At 72.8% G+C, this 17,526-nt stretch carries 18 protein-coding genes; 8 read left to right on the top strand and 10 right to left on the bottom strand.

What is annotated here, in order from left to right; all coding sequences use genetic code 11:
• Positions 1–1,707 (bottom strand): DAK2 domain-containing protein, encoded by a 1,707-nt coding sequence (locus LTT61_RS10795; RefSeq protein ID WP_233020955.1) that lies wholly within the window; start codon positions 1,705–1,707, stop codon positions 1–3.
• Between the two features lie 293 nt (positions 1,708–2,000).
• Between LTT61_RS10795 and rpmB the strand changes: the two genes are divergently transcribed.
• The 3 genes from rpmB (at position 2,001) to LTT61_RS10810 (ending at position 3,534) form a co-directional block, all read left to right on the top strand.
• Positions 2,001–2,192 (top strand): 50S ribosomal protein L28, encoded by a 192-nt coding sequence (gene rpmB, locus LTT61_RS10800; protein ID WP_011210730.1) that lies wholly within the window; start codon positions 2,001–2,003, stop codon positions 2,190–2,192.
• A 78-nt stretch (positions 2,193–2,270) separates the two neighbouring features.
• Positions 2,271–2,756 (top strand): GNAT family N-acetyltransferase, encoded by a 486-nt coding sequence (locus LTT61_RS10805; RefSeq protein WP_233019798.1) that lies wholly within the window; start codon positions 2,271–2,273, stop codon positions 2,754–2,756.
• A 10-nt stretch (positions 2,757–2,766) separates the two neighbouring features.
• On the top strand, positions 2,767–3,534 hold the full coding sequence (locus tag LTT61_RS10810; RefSeq protein ID WP_233019799.1) for an enoyl-CoA hydratase-related protein: 768 nt from the start codon (positions 2,767–2,769) through the stop codon (positions 3,532–3,534).
• A gap of 3 nt (positions 3,535–3,537) precedes the next feature.
• Here the strand turns inward: LTT61_RS10810 and LTT61_RS10815 are convergent, their stop codons facing one another.
• The 4 genes from LTT61_RS10815 to LTT61_RS10830 form a co-directional block, all read right to left on the bottom strand.
• Positions 3,538–4,398 carry an alpha/beta fold hydrolase gene (locus LTT61_RS10815; RefSeq protein ID WP_233019800.1) on the bottom strand — a complete coding sequence of 287 codons (861 nt, stop codon included), beginning with the start codon at positions 4,396–4,398 and terminating at the stop codon, positions 3,538–3,540.
• A 58-nt stretch (positions 4,399–4,456) separates the two neighbouring features.
• Positions 4,457–4,717, bottom strand: coding sequence for a hypothetical protein (locus tag LTT61_RS10820; protein ID WP_233019801.1), 261 nt, complete (start codon positions 4,715–4,717; stop codon positions 4,457–4,459).
• Between the two features lie 71 nt (positions 4,718–4,788).
• Positions 4,789–5,469, bottom strand: a complete 681-nt coding sequence (locus LTT61_RS10825) for a uracil-DNA glycosylase (protein WP_233019802.1) — start codon at positions 5,467–5,469, stop codon at positions 4,789–4,791.
• A gap of 10 nt (positions 5,470–5,479) precedes the next feature.
• Entirely contained in the window at positions 5,480–6,622 is a 1,143-nt protein-coding gene (locus tag LTT61_RS10830) for a thiamine-phosphate kinase (RefSeq protein ID WP_420094804.1), read from the bottom strand.
• Positions 6,623–6,757: 135 nt separating this feature from the next.
• Between LTT61_RS10830 and LTT61_RS10835 the strand changes: the two genes are divergently transcribed.
• Positions 6,758–7,483 (top strand): DUF3515 domain-containing protein, encoded by a 726-nt coding sequence (locus LTT61_RS10835; RefSeq protein ID WP_233019803.1) that lies wholly within the window; start codon positions 6,758–6,760, stop codon positions 7,481–7,483.
• On the opposite strand, the gene LTT61_RS10840 is transcribed toward LTT61_RS10835, so the two are convergent.
• Together LTT61_RS10840 and LTT61_RS10845 are read right to left on the bottom strand one after the other, a co-directional pair.
• Entirely contained in the window at positions 7,480–8,571 is a 1,092-nt protein-coding gene (locus LTT61_RS10840; RefSeq protein WP_233019804.1) for a D-alanine--D-alanine ligase family protein, read from the bottom strand. The two genes, LTT61_RS10835 and LTT61_RS10840, sit on opposite strands and share 4 nt — an antisense overlap.
• Before the next feature lie 67 nt (positions 8,572–8,638).
• The gene (locus tag LTT61_RS10845) at positions 8,639–9,649 is read right to left on the bottom strand and encodes an NAD(P)H-dependent glycerol-3-phosphate dehydrogenase (protein ID WP_233019805.1); all 1,011 of its coding nucleotides are present in this window, start codon (positions 9,647–9,649) and stop codon (positions 8,639–8,641) included.
• Between the two features lie 31 nt (positions 9,650–9,680).
• Here LTT61_RS10845 and cofC point away from each other — a divergent pair, with 31 nt between their 5' ends.
• From cofC to LTT61_RS10860, 3 genes are all read left to right on the top strand, one after another.
• The gene (gene cofC / locus LTT61_RS10850; protein ID WP_233019806.1) at positions 9,681–10,376 is read left to right on the top strand and encodes a 2-phospho-L-lactate guanylyltransferase; all 696 of its coding nucleotides are present in this window, start codon (positions 9,681–9,683) and stop codon (positions 10,374–10,376) included.
• 73 nt (positions 10,377–10,449) lie between these two features.
• Positions 10,450–12,621, top strand: a complete 2,172-nt coding sequence (locus tag LTT61_RS10855; protein ID WP_233019807.1) for an RNA degradosome polyphosphate kinase — start codon at positions 10,450–10,452, stop codon at positions 12,619–12,621.
• A gap of 38 nt (positions 12,622–12,659) precedes the next feature.
• Positions 12,660–13,577: an NUDIX hydrolase gene (locus tag LTT61_RS10860; RefSeq protein ID WP_233019808.1), complete on the top strand. Its 918-nt coding sequence runs from the start codon at positions 12,660–12,662 to the stop codon at positions 13,575–13,577.
• Positions 13,578–13,744: 167 nt separating this feature from the next.
• On the opposite strand, the gene LTT61_RS10865 is transcribed toward LTT61_RS10860, so the two are convergent.
• From LTT61_RS10865 to leuC, 3 genes are all read right to left on the bottom strand, one after another.
• Positions 13,745–14,512: an HU family DNA-binding protein gene (locus tag LTT61_RS10865; RefSeq protein ID WP_233019809.1), complete on the bottom strand. Its 768-nt coding sequence runs from the start codon at positions 14,510–14,512 to the stop codon at positions 13,745–13,747.
• Between the two features lie 156 nt (positions 14,513–14,668).
• Positions 14,669–15,277, bottom strand: coding sequence for a 3-isopropylmalate dehydratase small subunit (leuD, locus tag LTT61_RS10870; RefSeq protein ID WP_233019810.1), 609 nt, complete (start codon positions 15,275–15,277; stop codon positions 14,669–14,671).
• Positions 15,278–15,310: 33 nt separating this feature from the next.
• The gene (leuC, locus tag LTT61_RS10875) at positions 15,311–16,735 is read right to left on the bottom strand and encodes a 3-isopropylmalate dehydratase large subunit (protein ID WP_233019811.1); all 1,425 of its coding nucleotides are present in this window, start codon (positions 16,733–16,735) and stop codon (positions 15,311–15,313) included.
• A 76-nt stretch (positions 16,736–16,811) separates the two neighbouring features.
• On the opposite strand from leuC, the gene LTT61_RS10880 reads away from it, so the two are divergent.
• Positions 16,812–17,513 (top strand): IclR family transcriptional regulator, encoded by a 702-nt coding sequence (locus LTT61_RS10880; RefSeq protein WP_233019812.1) that lies wholly within the window; start codon positions 16,812–16,814, stop codon positions 17,511–17,513.
• Positions 17,514–17,526: the final 13 nt, after the last annotated feature.

Raw genomic sequence — 17,526 nt, forward strand, 5'->3', positions numbered from 1 at the left:
CTACTCCACACCTATCTGCACCAGGTCCTCCGGCTGCCCGCCGGTGTAGACCGCGACCTCGATTCCGGAGAATCGCTCCTCGATATGCCCGGTCAGCGCGGCGGCCAGCCCGTCCGGGGCCGCCGCGCCCATGAGCAGCGTCACCAGCTCGCCACCGAAGGCGAGCATTCGATCCAGCAGCACGATCCCGGCGGTCGCCGGGTCGCGCTCGATCACCACCACGTCCAGCCCGGCCAGGCCGAGCCCCTCGCCCGGCTCGCAGGTGCCGACCATGGTGAGCGCGCGCTGCCCGGCCACCCGCACCGCCCCCCAGCGGGTGCCCGCCGCCGCCTCGGACATGGCGAAGGCGTCGTCCACCGCGATCCGGCCGCGGTCGTGCACCGCGAGCGCGGCCATGCCCTGCACCATCGAGCCGCTCGGCAGCAGCAGCACGTCGCGATCGGCGTCGCGGGCGGCGATGCCGACGGCGACCAGCTCGTGCGCGGGCAGCGCGCCGTTCGGCAGCACGAGCACCTCGCGGTTCGGCATCCGGCGGATGGCGCCGAGCAGCTCGCTCGCGGTGATCGTGCCCGCGCCGCCGGGGAGCACGATCGCGCCCGCCGTGCGGAACAGCGCGGCGGCGCCGTCGCCCGCGGCGACGGCGAGGATGCCGCGGTCGGCGGGGCCGCTGGTGCGCACCGGGGCGTGTGGCCCCACCGCGGTGATCACGAAGCTCTCGATGCGGATGTCGCGCACGGCGCCCGCCGCCATGCCCGCCTCCACCGCGGCGCCCGCGTCCGCGCAGTGCACGTGCGCGGACCAGGTCTGCTCGCCGTCGCCGACCACGACGACGGAGTCGCCCAGCTCGCCGAGCCGATCCCGCAGCTGCTTGACCCTGGTCTCGTCGGTGCCGCTCAGCAGGTACATGACCTCGAAGCAGGGCGCGTGCTTCGCACCGGGTGCCGGGCCGACGAGGTCGGCGACCGCGCTCCCCGCCCGGCCGGGCGGCGGTGCGCAGGCGGCGGCGCGCGGCGGCTGCCTCGGCAGCGGGTCGGGCTCGAGGACGTCGAGCGCGGTGGCCGCACCGGGAGCGGGGCGGTAGACGGGGCGGTGCGGCGCGGAGCCGCCGGTCAGCTCGACCAGCGCGTCGAGCAGGACCAGGAGCCCGCGCGCCCCGGCGTCGACGACCCCCGCCGCGCGCAGCACCCCGAGCTGGTCCGGCGTCTGCCCGAGCGCGTCCGCCGCACCCTCCGCCGCCGCCACCGCGACCGCGACGGGGGTGTGCTCGGCGCACGCCCTCGCCGCGGCCGCCGCGGCGTCGAGCACGGTGAGGATGGTCCCCTCGACCGGCGTGCTCAGCGACTCCCGCACCAGCGCCGCCGCCCTGGCCAGCGCGGCCCGCAGCACCGCGGCGTCCACCGGGACCGGCCGGTCGCCCTCCGGCCGCACCGCGTCCGCGATCCCGCGCAGCACCTGCGACAGGATGATCCCGGAGTTGCCCCGCGCCCCCGCGGTCGCGCCCCTGGCCATGGCCGCCGCGACCGCGTGCACATCGGCGCCCGGCGCCCCACCCGCGGCCACCATGGCGGCCCGCATGGTGGCGAGCAGGTTCGTCCCGGTGTCCGCGTCGGCGATGGGAAAGACGTTGAGCGCGTTGATCTCCGAGCGGGTACGCTCCAATCCGGCGAGGCAGAGCCTGCCCCAGCGCAGCAGCGCGGTACCGTCCATTCCGTCCCGCACTCCGGGCACCAGCCACCCTCTCCGTCGTCCGTGGACCCCCACCCCGCCGCCGCACGCCAGGTTAGCGGGCCGCGGAGGACCGGCGGGACCCGGTTTGGTGGATCACCGGGGCTCCCGATACCCTTGCAGGGTTGCCTCGCGCGGCCACCTCGTTCGTTCCCATTCGACGAGCGGTTCGCGCAGGCCGGTACCCCGGGTCCGGCGAGGCAGTGACGATACGGTTTCCGGATGTCCCGCGTTCCCCGCGGGCGTCCCCACATGACATGAAGGAGCTCGCGACTATGGCTGCCGTCTGCGACGTCTGCGCCAAGGGCCCCGGCTTCGGTAAGTCGGTCTCGCACTCGCACCGGCGCACGAACCGTCGCTGGAACCCGAACATCCAGACCGTTCGGGCGCAGGTGGCGCCGGGCAACACCCGGCGGATGAACGTCTGCACCTCCTGCCTCAAGGCGGGCAAGGTCGTTCGCGGCTGAGTCCGTCCGGCCGAACCGGACTTCGCGCCCCGGCACCCGCAGGGTGATCCGGGGCGCTGTCGTCGGTGCCGCCCCGTCGTGACGATCGTTCCGATGGCGCCCGAGCACGCGCAGGCGGTCACCGACTGCCACGTGTGCTGCTGGCGCGAGGCGCACGCCGAGCTGCTTCCGCCGCACCTGCTCGACGCGCTGCGCACCGGGCGCGGGGCGAACCGCTGGCGCCGGGTGGCGGGTGACCCGCTGATCGAGACCCGGGTCGCGCTCGCCGACGACGACGTACTCGGCTTCGCCTCGGTCGGTCCAGCCCGCGATGCCGTCGCGCCGACCGCTCTGGAGCTGCACGCCCTCTACGTGCGGGCCGCCGAGCACGGCACCGGGCTCGCCGACGCGCTGCTCGACAGCGCCCTGCCCGCCGATGCCCCGTGCACGCTCTGGGTACTGGCCGCGAACCCGCGGGCCCGCGGCTTCTACCGGCGGCACGGCTTCCGCGACGACGGCGCGCGCGGCCTCGATCCGTTCGCGTTGCTACCGACCCTCCGGATGGTCCGCACCGCGCTCGCATAGGGTGCCAGTCATGTCTTCCGAGTATGTGGAAACCGTCGACGGCGTCCTACAGATCACCATTGCCACTCCCGCGAACGGGACTTCCCTCGATTTCACCGGGGTCAACGCGGGCAGCGCCGCGCTGCGCGACCTCGATCCCGGCATCGGCGCCGTGCTGCTGCAGGGCACCGGCGGCAACTTCTGCGCCGGCGGTGACGTGCGCGGCTTCGCGGCCGCCGCGGATCGCGGCGCGCACATCCACGGGCTCGCCACCGACCTGCACGAGTTCGTCCGGCTGCTCGACGCCGCGCCGGTGCCGGTCGTCGTCGCGGCGCACGGCTGGGCCGCGGGCGCGGGCATGAGCCTGGTGCTGGCCGGCGATATCGCGCTCGGCGGGCCGAAGACGAAGCTGCGCCCCGCCTACCCGGGAATCGGGCTCTCGCCGGACGGCGGCATGTCCTGGACGCTGCCGCGGGTCGTCGGGGCGGGCCGGGCCAAGGAGATTCTGCTCACCGACGCCGTGCTGAGCGCCGACGAGGCCGTGCGCATCGGCATCCTCAGCCGCCTGGTCCCGGACGAGGAGGTGCACAGCGAGGCCCTCCGCCTCGCCCGCACCCTCGCCGCGGGCCCGCGCTCGGCCTACGCCACCATCAAGTCCCTGCTGCTGAGCTCGCGCACCGCGAGCCTCAGCGACCAGCTCGACAGCGAGACCGAGGCCATCGCCGCCTCGGCGAACAGCCCCGCGGGGCGCGAGGGTGTGGACGCGTTCGTCGAGAAGCGTCGCCCCAGCTTCTCCTGACGGCTAGCGGGCGATGCCAGCAACGAAGTCGGCGACCGCGTCGGTGAAGGCGTCGTTGTCGTCGCCCGCGGCGGTGTGGGCGGCGTCGCCGATCTCGGCGAGTTCCGCGTGCGGGACGAGCTCGAGGAAGTTCGCGGCGCCCGCCGCGCTGACGACGTCGGACCGGCCGCCGCGCACCAGCAGCACCGGAATGGTGACGGCGCGCGCGGCGGCCTCCATCTGGTCGGTCATGTCGAGCGCGTCCTCGACCCGCCCCGACATCATCGCCGGGTCCCAGTGCCAGTACCAGCGGTCTCCGCGCTTGCGCAGGTTGCGCAGCAGCCCGGCGGTGCTGCGCGGGCGCGGGCGGTGCGGCAGGTAGGCGGCGACGGCGTCGGCCGCCTCGTCCAGGGTGGCGAAGCCGTCGGTGTGCTTACCAAGGAAGTCGAGCACCCGCTCGACGCCGGCCGGCTCCGGCCGGACCACGATGTCGACCAGCACCAGCGCCCGGATCAGCTCGGCGCCGGGCGCGGCGGTGGCGAGCAGCCCGGTGATCCCGCCCATGCTCGCCCCGACCACAACGGCGGGGCTGCCCAGCGTGCGCAGCACGGAGTGCAGATCCTCGACCATGCGGTTGCGGCCGTAGTCGCCGTCCGGCGCCCACTCGCTGTCGCCGTGGCCGCGCGCGTCCAGGGTCAGCACGCGCAGCCCGGCGGCGGCGAGCCGCACCCCGGTGCGCTTCCAGGAGTGCCTGGTCTGGCCGCCGCCGTGCAGGAAGACGACCAGCGGGCCGTCGGCGGGGCCGAACACCTCGCCTGCCAGCTCCACCCCCGACCCGGGTAGCCGCACGGTCACCGGCTCGGCTATATCGTTCGCAGTACTCACGAAATGCAGAATGGCACAGGTTCCGACTGGAACCTGTGCCATCCGGCGAAAACGATCGTCAGCAGTCCAGCCGCATCGCGCTGAAAGTGCGCTGGAAGAGGCAGGCGATCTTGGCGTTCACCGACGACGAGATCGTCGATGAACCGGTCGAGGTGAACTCCTCACCGATCGGAGCGGGCGCGCTCTCGGTGGCCGCGGGCTGGTAGGGCTCCAGCGGAATCGGGGCAGCGCTCGCGGTCGCGGCGCCGCCGGTCACGGCTGCGGCGACGGCGAAAGCGGCCGCCGTTCCGCGCCAGGCGCGGACGGAGGGTCGGGTCATGCGGGTTCTCCTCACTCGGTTGTGCACGCGCGTGATCTCGCTCGCACGTCGGTCTTTCCTCCGGCGCCCGCTCAGGGCAGGCGCCAGTCCACCGGCTCCGCACCGAGTTCGTCGAGCAGTTCGTTGACGCGCGAGAACGGGCGGGAACCGAAGAAGCCGCGCGACGCCGAGAGCGGCGACGGGTGCGCGGATTCGATGAAGGGCACTTCGCCCTCGGCCAGCAGCGGCTTCAGCGACGCCGCGTCCTTACCCCAGAGGATCGCCACCAGCGGCTCGTCGCGGCCGACGAGCGCGCGGATGGCCTGCTCGGTGACGGCCTCCCAGCCCTTGCCCCGGTGCGAGGCGGGCTGGCCGGGGCTCACCGTGAGCACCCGGTTCAGCATGAGCACGCCCTGGTCGGACCAGGGGCTGAGATCGCCGTTGGCCGGGGTCTCGAAGCCGAGGTCCTTGGTGTACTCGGCGAAGATGTTGGCCAGGCTGCGCGGCACCGGCTTGACCTCCGGCGCCACCGAGAAGCTCAGCCCCATGGCGTGGCCGGGGGTCGGGTACGGGTCCTGCCCGACGATCAGCACGCGGACCGCGGCGAACGGGCGCTGGAAGGCGCGCAGCACGTTCTCCCCGGCCGGGAGGTAGCCGCGGCCGGCCGCGTTCTCCGCGCGCAGGAACTCGCCCATTTCACTGATCCGGCCCTCGACCGGGGCCAGGGCCTGCGCCCAGCCCGCATCGATGATGTCCGCCAACGGTTTCGCCACGGCCGACAACCTATCGCGGATCACCGACAGGCGGCGACTCCGCCCCGGAGAACGATTCCCAGCCGCGGGGGCCCGCGTGCCCGGCGCCGTCGACGGTGACGCCGCTGCCTGCGGTGACGCGGCCGATCGCACGCCAGCCCGGCGGGAGTTCGGTCTCCGCCGGCCAGGTGGCGACGAAGGCGTGGTCCTCGCCGCCGGTCAGGATCCATTGCGCCGCATCGTGTTCCAGTGCGGTCGCGAGTTCGGCGAGGGCGGGGTCGGCGAGCGCGGCGGAGTCGAGGTCGACGGCGACGCCGGAGGCTTCGGCGATGTGCGCGAGATCGGCGAGCAGGCCGTCGGAGGTGTCGGCCATCGCCGTCGGGCGCGCGCCCGCCCGCAGGGCGTCGAGCACCGCCGGGTAGGGCGGTCGCGGGGCGCGATGCGCGGCGAGCGCGGCGGTGCGCAGGGCATCGGTCCGCGGGGCGGTGCCGAGGCCGGCCTCGGGCGCGTCGCCGCCTGCCGCCCGCGCGCCCCGGCCATCCCCCGCGCCGACTATCGGCGCGGCCCGGCCTGCGCCGGTCGCGAAGATGTTCGGGGTCGCACCCGCTTCGGCAGCCCACCCACCCGGGCCGACACGCGGTGACGCGGGTGTCTCCGCGAGCAGGATGTCCAACCCGGCGGCCGACCACCCCAACCGCCCGGCCACCGCCACCACGTCCCCGGCCCGCGAGCCGGAGCGCAGCACCGGAGCGCGACCCTCGAGATCGCCGAAGGCGGTCACCGAGATCACCAGCTCCGGGCTGCGCACCAGATCACCGCCTGCGATGGAGGCGCCGCAGGCGCGCCCCGCCTCGGCCCACATCCCGGCGGTGAGGCCGTCGATCACCGCGACCGGCGTCTCGCCGGGGCAGCCGAGCGCGACGACGAAGGCGGTCGGCACCGCGCCCATGGCGACCACGTCGGCGGCGTTCTGCGCGATCGCCTTGCGGCCGATCTCCGCAGGCGCCGACCAGTCCAGTCGGAAGTGCCGGTTCTGCACCAGCATGTCGGTGGTGACCGCCAGCCTGCCGTCCGGCGCGGCGAGCACGGCGGCGTCGTCACCGGGGCCGAGCAGGACGCCGGGCGCCTGCGCGCGGCCCGCGTTGATCCGCGCGATGAGCGCGAATTCGCCCAGTTCGCGTACGGTCGCGGTGCTGTCGTCGGCGCCGATGACCCCTCCTCGCCGTCCCGGTCGGAAACGCCCCGACGGTACCCTGGGCGGGCCCGCGCACACCGCGCCGGGCCGGACGACCAGGAGGGAGCGGTTGGCATGGCCGCCGACGCGCCGGATCGGAACGAGGGCGAGCACCCGGCAGGCAAGCCCGACCATGGCCTCGGCGAGCGCGAGGCCGAGACGCAGGCCCCGGAGGACAGCGAACCGACCGCCCCCGGACGCAGCCCGGCCGAGCACGGGGACGCCCCGGCCGACGGCGACACAACGCCCGCCACCGCGAACCCGCGCCCCTATCCCCCGGCCCTGATCGCCACCGCCGTCGCGCTCCCGGTGATGCTGATCGTCGGCATCCTGGTCGCCGCCTTCATCGCTGCCCGCGCCCCGGTCGAGCGCGAGCCGATCGCCCTCGGCCCGGTCCCCGCCCCGCAGGCCGATGGCCCCGCCTGCACCGCCCTGCTCCCGGCGCTCCCGGACGACATCGACGACTACCGCCGCGCCGAGCTGGTCGCCCCGGCCCCGCCGGGCACCCGCGCCTGGCAGCGCGACGACCCGGCCACCGAGCCGATCGTGCTCCGCTGCGGCCTCGACCGCCCCCTCGAGTTCAACCGCGCCTCGGCGCTGCAGATCGTGAACAACGTGCAGTGGTTCGAGATCCGCGACCCCGCGGCCGCGGGCAGCACCTGGTTCGCGGTCGACCGCGAGACCTACCTCGGCTTCACCGTGCCGGACGGCTCCGGCCCGACCCCGCTGCAGGCGGTCTCGGACGCGATCACCGCCACCATGCCGGAGCGCCCGCTCGACCCGAACCCGCTGCCGAACTAGCGCAGCCCGGTCCCGCGGGCCAGCGCCGTCTCGATCAGCGTGCTGACCAGCGCCGGGTACTCGACCCCGGTCGCCTCCCACATCCGCGGGTACATGGAGATGGGGGTGAAGCCGGGCATGGTGTTGATCTCGTTGATCACCGGCCCGCGCTCGGTGACGAAGAAGTCGACCCGGGCCAGCCCGGTGCAGTCCAGCGCGCGGAAGGCGCGCACCGCGAGCTCGCCGATCTCGGCGGCGACATCGTCGTTCAGCTTGGCGGGCACGTCGAATTCGCAGACCTCGTCGAGGTACTTGGTCTCGAAGTCGTAGAAGTCGGGGGCGGCGGTCTCCGGCATCCGGATCTCCGCGGGCACGCTGGCCGCGACCCGCCCGTCCGGGAACTCCAGCACCCCGCACTCCACCTCGCGCCCGACGATCGCGGCCTCCACGATCACCTTGGGGTCGTGCTCGCGCGCCGTCGCGATCGCCGCGTCCAGCCGGTCCCAGTCGGCCACCCGGGTGATGCCGATCGAGGAGCCGCCGCGCGCGGGCTTGACGAAGACCGGGAGCCCGAGCGCCGCCCGCTGCTCCGCGGTCAGCGTCGGCACGCCGGGGCGCAGCACGACCTGCTCGCCGACCGGGAGGCCGTCGGCGGCAAGCAACTTCTTGGTGAACTCCTTGTCCATGCCGGCCGCACTGGCAAGCACCCCCGGCCCGACGTAGGGCACCCCGGCCAGCTCGAGCAGCCCCTGCAGGGTGCCGTCCTCGCCCCAGGGCCCGTGCAGCACCGGGAAGACCACGTCCACCGCGCCGAGCGCCGCGGCCGGGTCGTCCAGCGCGACCAGGGCGCCGGGGCGGCTCGGGTCGGCGGCGAGCGCGAGCGCGGTGCCGGTGCCGTCCACCGCGGGCAGCGCGCCGTGGCTCATGCCGAGCGCGGCCACCTCGGCGCCGCCGAGCACCCAGGTGCCCTCGGTGGTGATGCCGATCGGTACCGCCTCGAAGCGCCGCGGATCGAGGTGGCGCAGCACGCTGCCCGCCGACACGCACGACACCGCGTGCTCGCTGCTCCGCCCGCCGAAGACGACGGCGACCCGAATCCGGTTCGTCATGCAGGGAACCGTACCTGTAAAGGGGGCACGCGCGAGTTGCCCCGGCCCGCACCGGGTGGTGCAGCTCTCACTCCGGCTTGATTCGCCTGCCCAGCAGGTTGCCCACCGCCTCGCGCACCGACAGCCCCTCGTGGCAGACCAGGTTCACCGCGTCGGTGAGCGGCATCTCGACATCGTGCGCGGCCGCGAGCGCGCGCACCGATCCACAGGACTTGACGCCTTCGGCCACCTGCCCGTGCGTGGCCTCCTGCGCCGCCTCCATGGAGCCGCCCGCGCCGAGCACGTGCCCGAAGGAGCGGTTGCGGGAGAGCGGGGAGGTGCAGGTGGCGACCAGGTCACCGACGCCGGCCAGCCCGGCGAGGGTGACCGGCTCGGCGCCGAGCGCCACCCCGAGCCGGATGATCTCGGCGAGCCCGCGGGTGATCAGGCTGGCCACCGAGTTGTCGCCGAGCCCCATGCCGGAGGCGATGCCGCAGGCCAGCGCGATGACGTTCTTGCAGGCGCCGCCGATCTCGCAGCCGACCACGTCCACATTGGTGTACGGCCGGAAATACCCGGTGGCGCAGGACTCCTGCAGCGCGACCGCGCGCGCCTCGTCGCTGCAGGCGATCACCGTCGCGGCGGGCTGGCCGGTGGCGATCTCCCTGGCCAGGTTCGGCCCGGAGAGCACCGCGACGCTGCCCGGGTCGGCACCGGTCACCTCGGCGATCACCTGGCTCATCCGCAGCAGGGTTCCGGTCTCGATGCCCTTGGCCAGGCTGAGCAGCGAGGCGTCGTTCTCGTCGAGGGCCCTGCGCAGCGCGGGTTTCCAGTGTTCGAGGTTGCCGCGCAGCGACTGCGACGGCACCGCGAGCACCACGATGTCGGCGCCGTCCAGCGCGCGCTCGTGGTCGTCGGTGGCGGCCACGGTGGGGAGTTGCACGTCGGCGAGGTAGAACGGATTGCGGTGCTCGGTGGCGAGCGCCTTCGCCACCTCCGGCCTGCGCGCCCAGATCGTGACCTCGGTTCCGGCGTCGGCCAAGACCTTGGCGTACGCAGTACCCCATGAACCCGCACCCAGTACCGCCGCCCGTGTCATCCGCCCAATATGTCATGGAAGGATCGGGGTCATGCGTCCGCACGCCGTGCACGCCGTCATCGCGGTGAAGAGCCTGGACCGCGCCAAGAGCCGGTTGGCCGATCGGCTACGCCCGGAGCATCGCTCGCGGCTGGCGCTCGCCATGCTCACCGACACCGTGCACGCCGCGCTGGCCGCTGCGCCGATCGATTCGGTCACCGTGGTCACCCCGGACGAGGCGGTTGCCGCGCTGGCCCGTGCGCTCGGCGCCGTCGCGCACCCCGACCCGGGCGGCCCCGGCGCGGGGCTGGCCCCGGACGGGCTGAACAACGCCCTGACCGCGGCCGCCGAGGCGGTGCGGCGCCGCCACGGCCCGGTCGCGCTGGTGGCGATGCAGGCGGATCTGCCCGCGCTGCGCCCGGCCGAGCTGGCCGAGGTGCTGGCCGCGGCGCCGCCCGGCCGCCGCGCGATGGTCACCGACCACACCGGCGAGGGCACCGCGGCGCTACTGCAGCTGGACGGGTTCGCGCCGCTGGCGCCACGATTCGGGCCGAGTTCGGCGCTGCGTCACGTGACCGGTGGCGCCTTCCCGCTGGACGGCGACTGGCCGGGGCTGCGGCACGACGTGGACACCGGCGCCGATCTGGAGCTGATCCTCCGGCTCGGAGCCGGCCCGGCGACCACTGCTGTCCTGACCGACATCGGGTATCCGAGCGCCGTTCACGAACCGGTCCACCCGGTATGCTAGATAGTCGCCACGGCCCGGGTGAGACACGCGGCACTCACCGATGCCGCACTGCGCACCGAGCGGTTCGTAGGGGATGATCGAAGGCGTGAGCGATACGGAAATCGTCAAGCAGCAGTTGCTCCCCACTGCCCCACCGGCTGCCACCCCGCTGCTGGCCGATCCGGCGACCGCACAGTTGCCACGTGATCGCTACCTCAACAGGGAACTCAGCTGGCTGGACTTCAACGCCAGGGTGTTGGCGCTCGCGGAGGACGAGTCGCTGCCGTTGCTGGAGCGCGCCAAGTTCCTCGCGATCTTCGCCTCGAACCTGGACGAGTTCTACATGGTGCGGGTCGCCGGGCTGAAGCGGCGGGCGGAGACCGGGCTGCTGGTGCGCTCCGCGGACGGCCGGTCGCCGAGCGAGCAGCTCGAGCTGATCGCCGCGCGGGCACGGGAGATCGCGCAGCGGCACGCGGATGTCTTCCTCGACTCGGTGGATCCGGCGCTCACCGAGGAGGGCATCGAGATCATCTGCTGGGGCGACCTCTCGGTCGCCGAGGCCGAAAAGCTCTCGGGCTACTTCCACGACCAGGTCTTCCCGGTGCTCACCCCGCTCGCGGTCGACCCGGCGCACCCCTTCCCGTACATCAGCGGGCTGAGCCTGAACCTGGCCGTCACGGTGAAGGACACCACCACCGGCGGCGAGCACTTCGCCCGGGTCAAGGTGCCGGACAACGTGGATCGCTTCGTCCGGGTGCGGCGCACCGAGACGGCCACCCCGATCGCGGCCTTCCTACCCATGGAGGAGCTGATCGCGGCCCACCTCGATCTGCTCTTCCCCGGCATGACGGTGGTGGAGCACCACTCCTTCCGGATCACCCGCAACGCCGATTTCGAGGTCGACGAGGACCGGGACGAGGACCTGCTGCAGGCGCTGGAGCGCGAGCTGGCCCGGCGCCGCTTCGGCTCCCCGGTGCGGCTCGAGGTCTCCGACGACATGACCGAGCACATGCTCGACCTGCTGCTGCGCGAACTCGAGGTCGACCCGCGCGATGTCATCCAGGTGCCGGGGCTGCTCGACCTCTCCTCGCTCATGCAGGTCTACGGCGTCGACCGGCCGAATCTCAAGGACACCCCCTACGTTCCGGCCACCCCGGCCGCGTTCGGCGAGCGGGAGACCCCGCGCAACGTTTTCGCCGCGCTGCGCGAGGGCGACGTGCTGGTGCACCACCCCTACGACTCCTTCTCCACCAGCGTGCAGCGCTTCATCGAGCAGGCGGCGGCCGACCCGCAGGTGCTCGCCATCAAGCAGACGCTGTACCGCACCTCCGGCGACTCGCCGATCGTGAACGCGCTGATCGACGCCGCCGAGGCGGGCAAGCAGGTGGTCGCGCTGGTGGAGATCAAGGCGCGCTTCGACGAGCAGGCCAACATCAAGTGGGCCCGCGCGCTGGAACAGGCGGGCGTGCACGTGGTCTACGGCCTGATCGGGCTCAAGACGCACTGCAAGACCTGCCTGGTGGTACGGCGCGAGGGCTCCACCATCCGGCGCTACTGCCACATCGGCACCGGCAACTACAACCCGAAGACCGCGCGGCTCTACGAGGACGTCGGGTTGCTCACCGCCGCACCGGAGATCGGCGCCGACCTGACCGACCTGTTCAATTCGCTCACCGGCTACTCCCGCAAGGAGGACTACCGCAACATCCTGGTCGCCCCGCACGGCGTGCGGGCCGGGATCATCGAGCGGATCCAGCGCGAGACCGAGCTGGCCCAGCAGGGCGAGCAGGCCCGGATCCGGTTGAAGGCCAATGCCCTCGTCGACGAGCAGGTGATCGACGCGCTCTACCGCGCCTCGCAGGCCGGGGTGCAGGTGCAGATCGTGGTCCGCGGCATCTGCGGGCTGCGCCCGGGCGTGCCGGAGATGAGCGAGAACATCGAGGTGCGCTCGATCCTCGGCCGGTTCCTCGAGCATTCCCGGGTGATGCACTTCCGCGCGCAGAACGAGTTCTGGATCGGCTCGGCGGACATGATGCACCGGAACCTGGACCGCCGGGTCGAGGTCATGGCCCAGGTGAAGGATCCCAAGCTGCGCGAGCAGCTGGACGGGGTCTTCGACTCCGCGCTGCACCCGGCCACCCGGTGCTGGGTGCTGCGGGCGGACGGCAGCTGGCTGGCGCAGCCCGGCGGCGGCGACCCCGGCGACGAGCAGGTGCGCGACCACCAGGAATCGCTGATGCGGCTGCGGAGGCCGGAACAGCAGTGAACGAGGCGCGGGATGACAGCTCCCTCCTTGATCCTCGCGTGACCGCCGACATCCACGCCGCGGGCGCCGTGCTGTGGCGCCCGGCGCGGGCCTCCGGCGCGGGCGAGATCGAGATCGCGCTCGTGCACCGGCCCAAGTACCGGGACTGGTCGCTGCCGAAGGGCAAGCTGGAGCCGGGCGAGTCGCCGGTGCTGGCCGCCGTGCGCGAGGTCACCGAGGAGACCGGCGTGCGCTGCGTGCTCGGCCGCTACCTCGGGCACGTGACCTACCCGGTCCCCGGGCACCGCAGGCTCAAGCGGGTGGACTACTGGGCGGCGGAGGCGCGCGATGGCGAATTCGGCCCCAACGACGAGGTCGACGACCTGGTCTGGCACTCGCCGGACAAGGTGATGCGGGAACTCTCCTACCCGATGGATCGGCAGGTGCTGCGCACCTTCGGCATGCTGCCCCCGCGGACGAGCACGCTGCTCCTGGTCCGGCACGCCAAGGCCGGGCAGCGCGGCAAGTACGCGGGCCCGGACCGGGAGCGCCCGCTGGAGCCGGCCGGCGCCGAGCAGGCGCTGACGCTGGTGCCGAACCTGCTCGCCTTCGGTGCGCGGCAGGTGTTCTCGGCCGACCCGGTGCGCTGCGTGCAGACGGTGGCACCGCTCGCCGATTCGCTCGGGGTCGACGTCGGGCTGGAGCCCGCGCTCTCCGAGGACGCCTACGCCGTCGATCCGGCGGCCGCGCTGACCCGGATCCGGGAGCTGGTGTCGGACAGCACCGTCCGGGTGGTGTGCAGCCAGGGCAAGGTGATCCCGCACCTGATGCGCGAGTGGGCCGCGGCCGACGGCCTCACGCTGCCGCCCGCGCGGAACCGCAAGGGCAGCGTCTGGGTGCTCTCCTTCGTCGACGGCCGCATGGTGGCCGCCGACCACCTGGACCGGCGGCTCTACGTGGACAGCACCGAGGAGTAGCGGGCGCGAGAACGGCCCCGGGGTCGGTGTACCGGGGCCGTTCTCCGTCTGCCTGCGGGCCGGTGGGACGATCTGGTCCTCCGGCTGCGCCGCACCGCGTTCCGATGGCACCGACCGGTCGCGGTGGACGCCGGTACGGATGTCACGGACACCGTCGTGAGCTGGGTTCAGCTACTGCGGCGGGCCGGTGCCTTCTTGGCCGCGGTGGTCTTCTTGGCCGCCGTGGTCTTCGCCGCGGTGGTCTTGGCCGCGGTGGCGGTCTTCTTGGCGGGGGCCTTCTTCGCCGCCGCCGTCTTGGTGGCCGCCGCCTTGGTGGCGGTGGTCTTCTTGGCCGGAGCCTTGGTGGCGGCCGTCTTCGTGGCCGCGGCGGTGGTCTTCTTGGCCGGAGCCTTCTTCGCCGCGGTCTTGGTGGCGGTGGCCTTGGTGGCCGGTGCCTTGGTCGCGGTGGTCTTCTTGGCCGCGGCCTTGGTGGCGGGGGCCTTGGTCGCCGCCTTCCGGGCGGTGGTCTTGGCCGGTGCCTTGGTGGCGGCGGCGGTGGTGGTCTTCTTGGCCGCCGTCGCCTTCTTGGCCGCCGCGGTCTTCTTGGCGGCCGTCTTCTTCGCGGCCACCGGCGCATTCACGCCGCGCTTCACCGCCGGGCCGCTCGCCGCGAGTTTCTGCTTACCCGCGATGACGGCCTTGAACTGCGCACCCGGCCGGAATGCGGGCACCGAAGTCGGCTTCACCTTGACGGTTTCGCCGGTGCGCGGGTTCCTGGCGACGCGCGCCGCGCGCTTGCGCTGTTCGAAGACGCCGAATCCGGTGATGGTGACGCTCTGACCCTTGTGGACGGCGCGGACGATGGTGTCGACCACGTGCTCGACTGCCGCGGTGGCCGTGCGCCTGTCCGTACCCAACTTTTCGGTCAGAACGTCGATCAGTTCCGCCTTGTTCATTGAATCCTCCGCAGACTAATGGCCCGTCGTCGGACCGACTAGGTACCACGGTAAACCCAGTTTGGGCAAGAGTCTATGTGCCACGCCAAAATTCATGTGGTTTAGCACACGTCCAGCTACCGGCCTCCATGTAGCGCAGCTAACGGCCCGAGGTGATTACGCCTGCGAAATACGAGCTGGCAGGGTGGCGGGTTTCCATGCCGGCCTTTGGCTTTCATAGGCCCCGATCCGGGCTTCCTGGCGGAGTGTCAGTCCGATATCGTCCAGACCCTCCAGGAGACGCCACCGAGTGTAGTCGTCAATGTCGAACGGCAACACGACGGTTCCTGCCGCCACGGTGCGTGCCCGCAGGTCCACAACCAATTCCAACCCCGGCTGTTCCTCGAGCAACTTCCAGAGCATTTCGACATCATTCTGTGACATCTGCGCGGCGACCAACCCGCCCTTACCCGCATTCCCACGGAAGATGTCGGCGAAACGCGACGAGATCACCGTTCGAAAGCCGTAGTCCGACAGTGCCCACACCGCGTGCTCACGGGACGACCCGGTGCCGAAATCCGGCCCGGCGACCAACACGCTGCCCCGATCATAGGGCGCGGTGTTCAGAATGAAGTCCGGATCGGTCCGCCAGGCCGCGAAGAGCCCGTCCTCGAATCCGGTGCGGGTGACGCGCTTGAGGTAAACCGCGGGAATGATCTGATCGGTGTCGATGTTCGAGCGGCGCAGCGGCACGCCGATGCCCTTGTGCACGGTGAACGGTTCCATGGAAATTCCTCCGGGGTGGGGTTCGAGTGGTCGTCAGTCCAGATCCGCGGGTGAGGAGAGCGTTCCGCGCACCGCCGTCGCGGCGGCGACGAGCGGCGAGACCAGGTGCGTCCGGCCGCCCTTGCCCTGCCTGCCCTCGAAGTTGCGATTCGACGTCGAGGCGCAGCGCTGACCCGGCTCCAGCTGATCGGGATTCATTCCCAGGCACATCGAGCAGCCCGCCTGCCGCCATTCCGCGCCCGCCGCGGTGAAGATATCCCCGAGCCCCTCCTGCTCGGCCTGCGCGCGCACCCGCATACTTCCGGGCACCACGAGCATGCGCACGCCGTCGGCGACGCGCCTGCCCTGCAAGATATCGGCGACCGCGCGCAGATCCTCGATCCGGCCGTTGGTGCAGGAGCCGACGAAAACAGTGTCGACGGTGACCTGGCGCAGCGGAGTGCCGGGAACGAGATCCATGTAGCGCAGCGCCTTGGCGGCCGAATCGCGCTCGGACTCGTCGGCGATCTCCGCCGGGTCCGGCACCGTCGCGCCGAGCGGCAGCCCCTGGCCCGGGTTGGTGCCCCAGGTGACGAACGGGGTCAGCGCGGCGCCGTCGATGTGCACCTCGGCGTCGAAGACCGCGCCCTCGTCGGTCGCCAGCTGGTCCCAGGCCGCGACGGCGGCGTCCCAGTCGGCGCCCTGCGGCGCGTGCGGGCGGCCCTTCAGGAACTCGTAGGTGGTCGCGTCCGGGGCGATCATGCCCGCCCGCGCACCCGCCTCGATCGACATATTGCAGACCGTCATCCGCGCCTCCATGGACATGGCCCGGATCGCCTCGCCCCGGTACTCGAGGACGTAGCCCTGGCCGCCGCCGGTGCCGATCTTCGCGATCACGGCCAGGATCAGGTCCTTGCTCGTGACGCCGACGGGCAGCTCGCCGTCCACGGTGATGGCCATGGTCTTGAACGGGCGCAGCGAGAGCGTCTGGGTGGCGAGCACGTGCTCCACCTCGCTGGTGCCGATGCCCATGGCGATCGCGCCGAAGGCGCCGTGCGTGGAGGTGTGGCTGTCGCCGCAGACCACCGTCATGCCCGGCTGGGTGAGCCCGAGCTGCGGCCCGACCACGTGCACGATGCCCTGGTCCAGGTCGCCCATCGGGTGCAGCCGGATGCCGAACTCGGCGCAGTTGTGCCGCAGCGTCTCCACCTGGGTGCGGGAGACCGGGTCGGCGATCGGCTTGTCGATGTCGGTGGTCGGGACGTTGTGGTCCTCGGTCGCGATGGTGAGGTCCGGCCTGCGCACCGGGCGCCCAGCCGCGCGCAGCCCGTCGAAGGCCTGCGGGCTGGTCACCTCGTGCACCAGGTGCAGGTCGATGTAGATGAGGTCGGGCTCGCGGGCGGCGCCCTCGCCCTCCCCGCGCGCGACGATATGCTGCTCCCACACCTTCTCGGCCAGTGTGCGTGGACGATCGGCCATTCTTGGATCACCTTCCGTACCAGGGGCTGGTGGATTCGTTTTTGAATCCCAGAATACGAGACGTTAGTATCGTTCTATGAGACAGCATAGCGGCATCGGGGTCCTGGACAAAGCCGTGACGGTGCTGTACGCCGTGGCCCAGGAGCCGTGCGGGCTGAACGAGCTCTGCGCCCGCACCGGGCTGCCCAGGGCCACCGCGCACCGGCTGGCCGTCGGCCTCGAGGTGCACCGCCTGCTGGCCAGGGACAACCAGGGCCGCTGGCGGCCGGGCCCCGCCCTCGCCGAGCTGGCCGTCGGGGCGACCGACCCGCTGCTGGACGCCGCGGGCGCGGTACTGCCCCGGCTGCGCGAGATCACCGGCGAGAGCGTGCAGCTCTACGCGCGGGACGGCCACTCCCGGGTCTGCGTGGCCGCGCTGGAGCCGCCGGTCGGGCTGCGGGACACCGTTCCGGTGGGGTCGCGGCTACCGCTCACCGCCGGTTCGGCGGCGAAGGTGCTGCTGGCCTGGGCCGACCCCGAGCTGCAGCGCGACCTGCTCGCCGAGGCGGTCTTCGGCGAGCGCGCGCTGGCCGAGGTGCGCAGGCGCGGCTGGGCGCAGAGCGCGGCCGAGCGGGCGGCGGGCGTGGCGAGCGTCTCGGCCCCGGTGCGCGACGTCTCCGGCGCCGTGGTCGCGGCGATCTCGGTCTCCGGCCCGATCGATCGGATGGGCCGCAGGCCGGGGGCGCGCTGGGCCGCCGACCTGGTCGCGGCGGCGGAGGCGCTGCAGAAGCGGCTCTGAACCGACTGCAACG

Source organism: Nocardia asteroides, from assembly GCF_021183625.1.
GTDB classification, from domain to species: domain Bacteria; phylum Actinomycetota; class Actinomycetes; order Mycobacteriales; family Mycobacteriaceae; genus Nocardia; species Nocardia asteroides_A.

Coding starts and splice junctions, on each gene's coding strand:
- LTT61_RS10795 (WP_233020955.1), bottom strand. CDS start 1,707: ATGGACGGTACCGCGCTGCTGCGCTGGGGCAGGCTCTGCCTCGCCGGA.
- rpmB (WP_011210730.1), top strand. CDS start 2,001: ATGGCTGCCGTCTGCGACGTCTGCGCCAAGGGCCCCGGCTTCGGTAAG.
- LTT61_RS10810 (WP_233019799.1), top strand. CDS start 2,767: ATGTCTTCCGAGTATGTGGAAACCGTCGACGGCGTCCTACAGATCACC.
- LTT61_RS10820 (WP_233019801.1), bottom strand. CDS start 4,717: ATGACCCGACCCTCCGTCCGCGCCTGGCGCGGAACGGCGGCCGCTTTC.
- LTT61_RS10835 (WP_233019803.1), top strand. CDS start 6,758: ATGGCCGCCGACGCGCCGGATCGGAACGAGGGCGAGCACCCGGCAGGC.
- LTT61_RS10840 (WP_233019804.1), bottom strand. CDS start 8,571: ATGACGAACCGGATTCGGGTCGCCGTCGTCTTCGGCGGGCGGAGCAGC.
- LTT61_RS10845 (WP_233019805.1), bottom strand. CDS start 9,649: ATGACACGGGCGGCGGTACTGGGTGCGGGTTCATGGGGTACTGCGTAC.
- cofC (WP_233019806.1), top strand. CDS start 9,681: ATGCGTCCGCACGCCGTGCACGCCGTCATCGCGGTGAAGAGCCTGGAC.
- LTT61_RS10855 (WP_233019807.1), top strand. CDS start 10,450: ATGATCGAAGGCGTGAGCGATACGGAAATCGTCAAGCAGCAGTTGCTC.
- LTT61_RS10865 (WP_233019809.1), bottom strand. CDS start 14,512: ATGAACAAGGCGGAACTGATCGACGTTCTGACCGAAAAGTTGGGTACG.
- leuD (WP_233019810.1), bottom strand. CDS start 15,277: ATGGAACCGTTCACCGTGCACAAGGGCATCGGCGTGCCGCTGCGCCGC.
- leuC (WP_233019811.1), bottom strand. CDS start 16,735: ATGGCCGATCGTCCACGCACACTGGCCGAGAAGGTGTGGGAGCAGCAT.
- LTT61_RS10880 (WP_233019812.1), top strand. CDS start 16,812: ATGAGACAGCATAGCGGCATCGGGGTCCTGGACAAAGCCGTGACGGTG.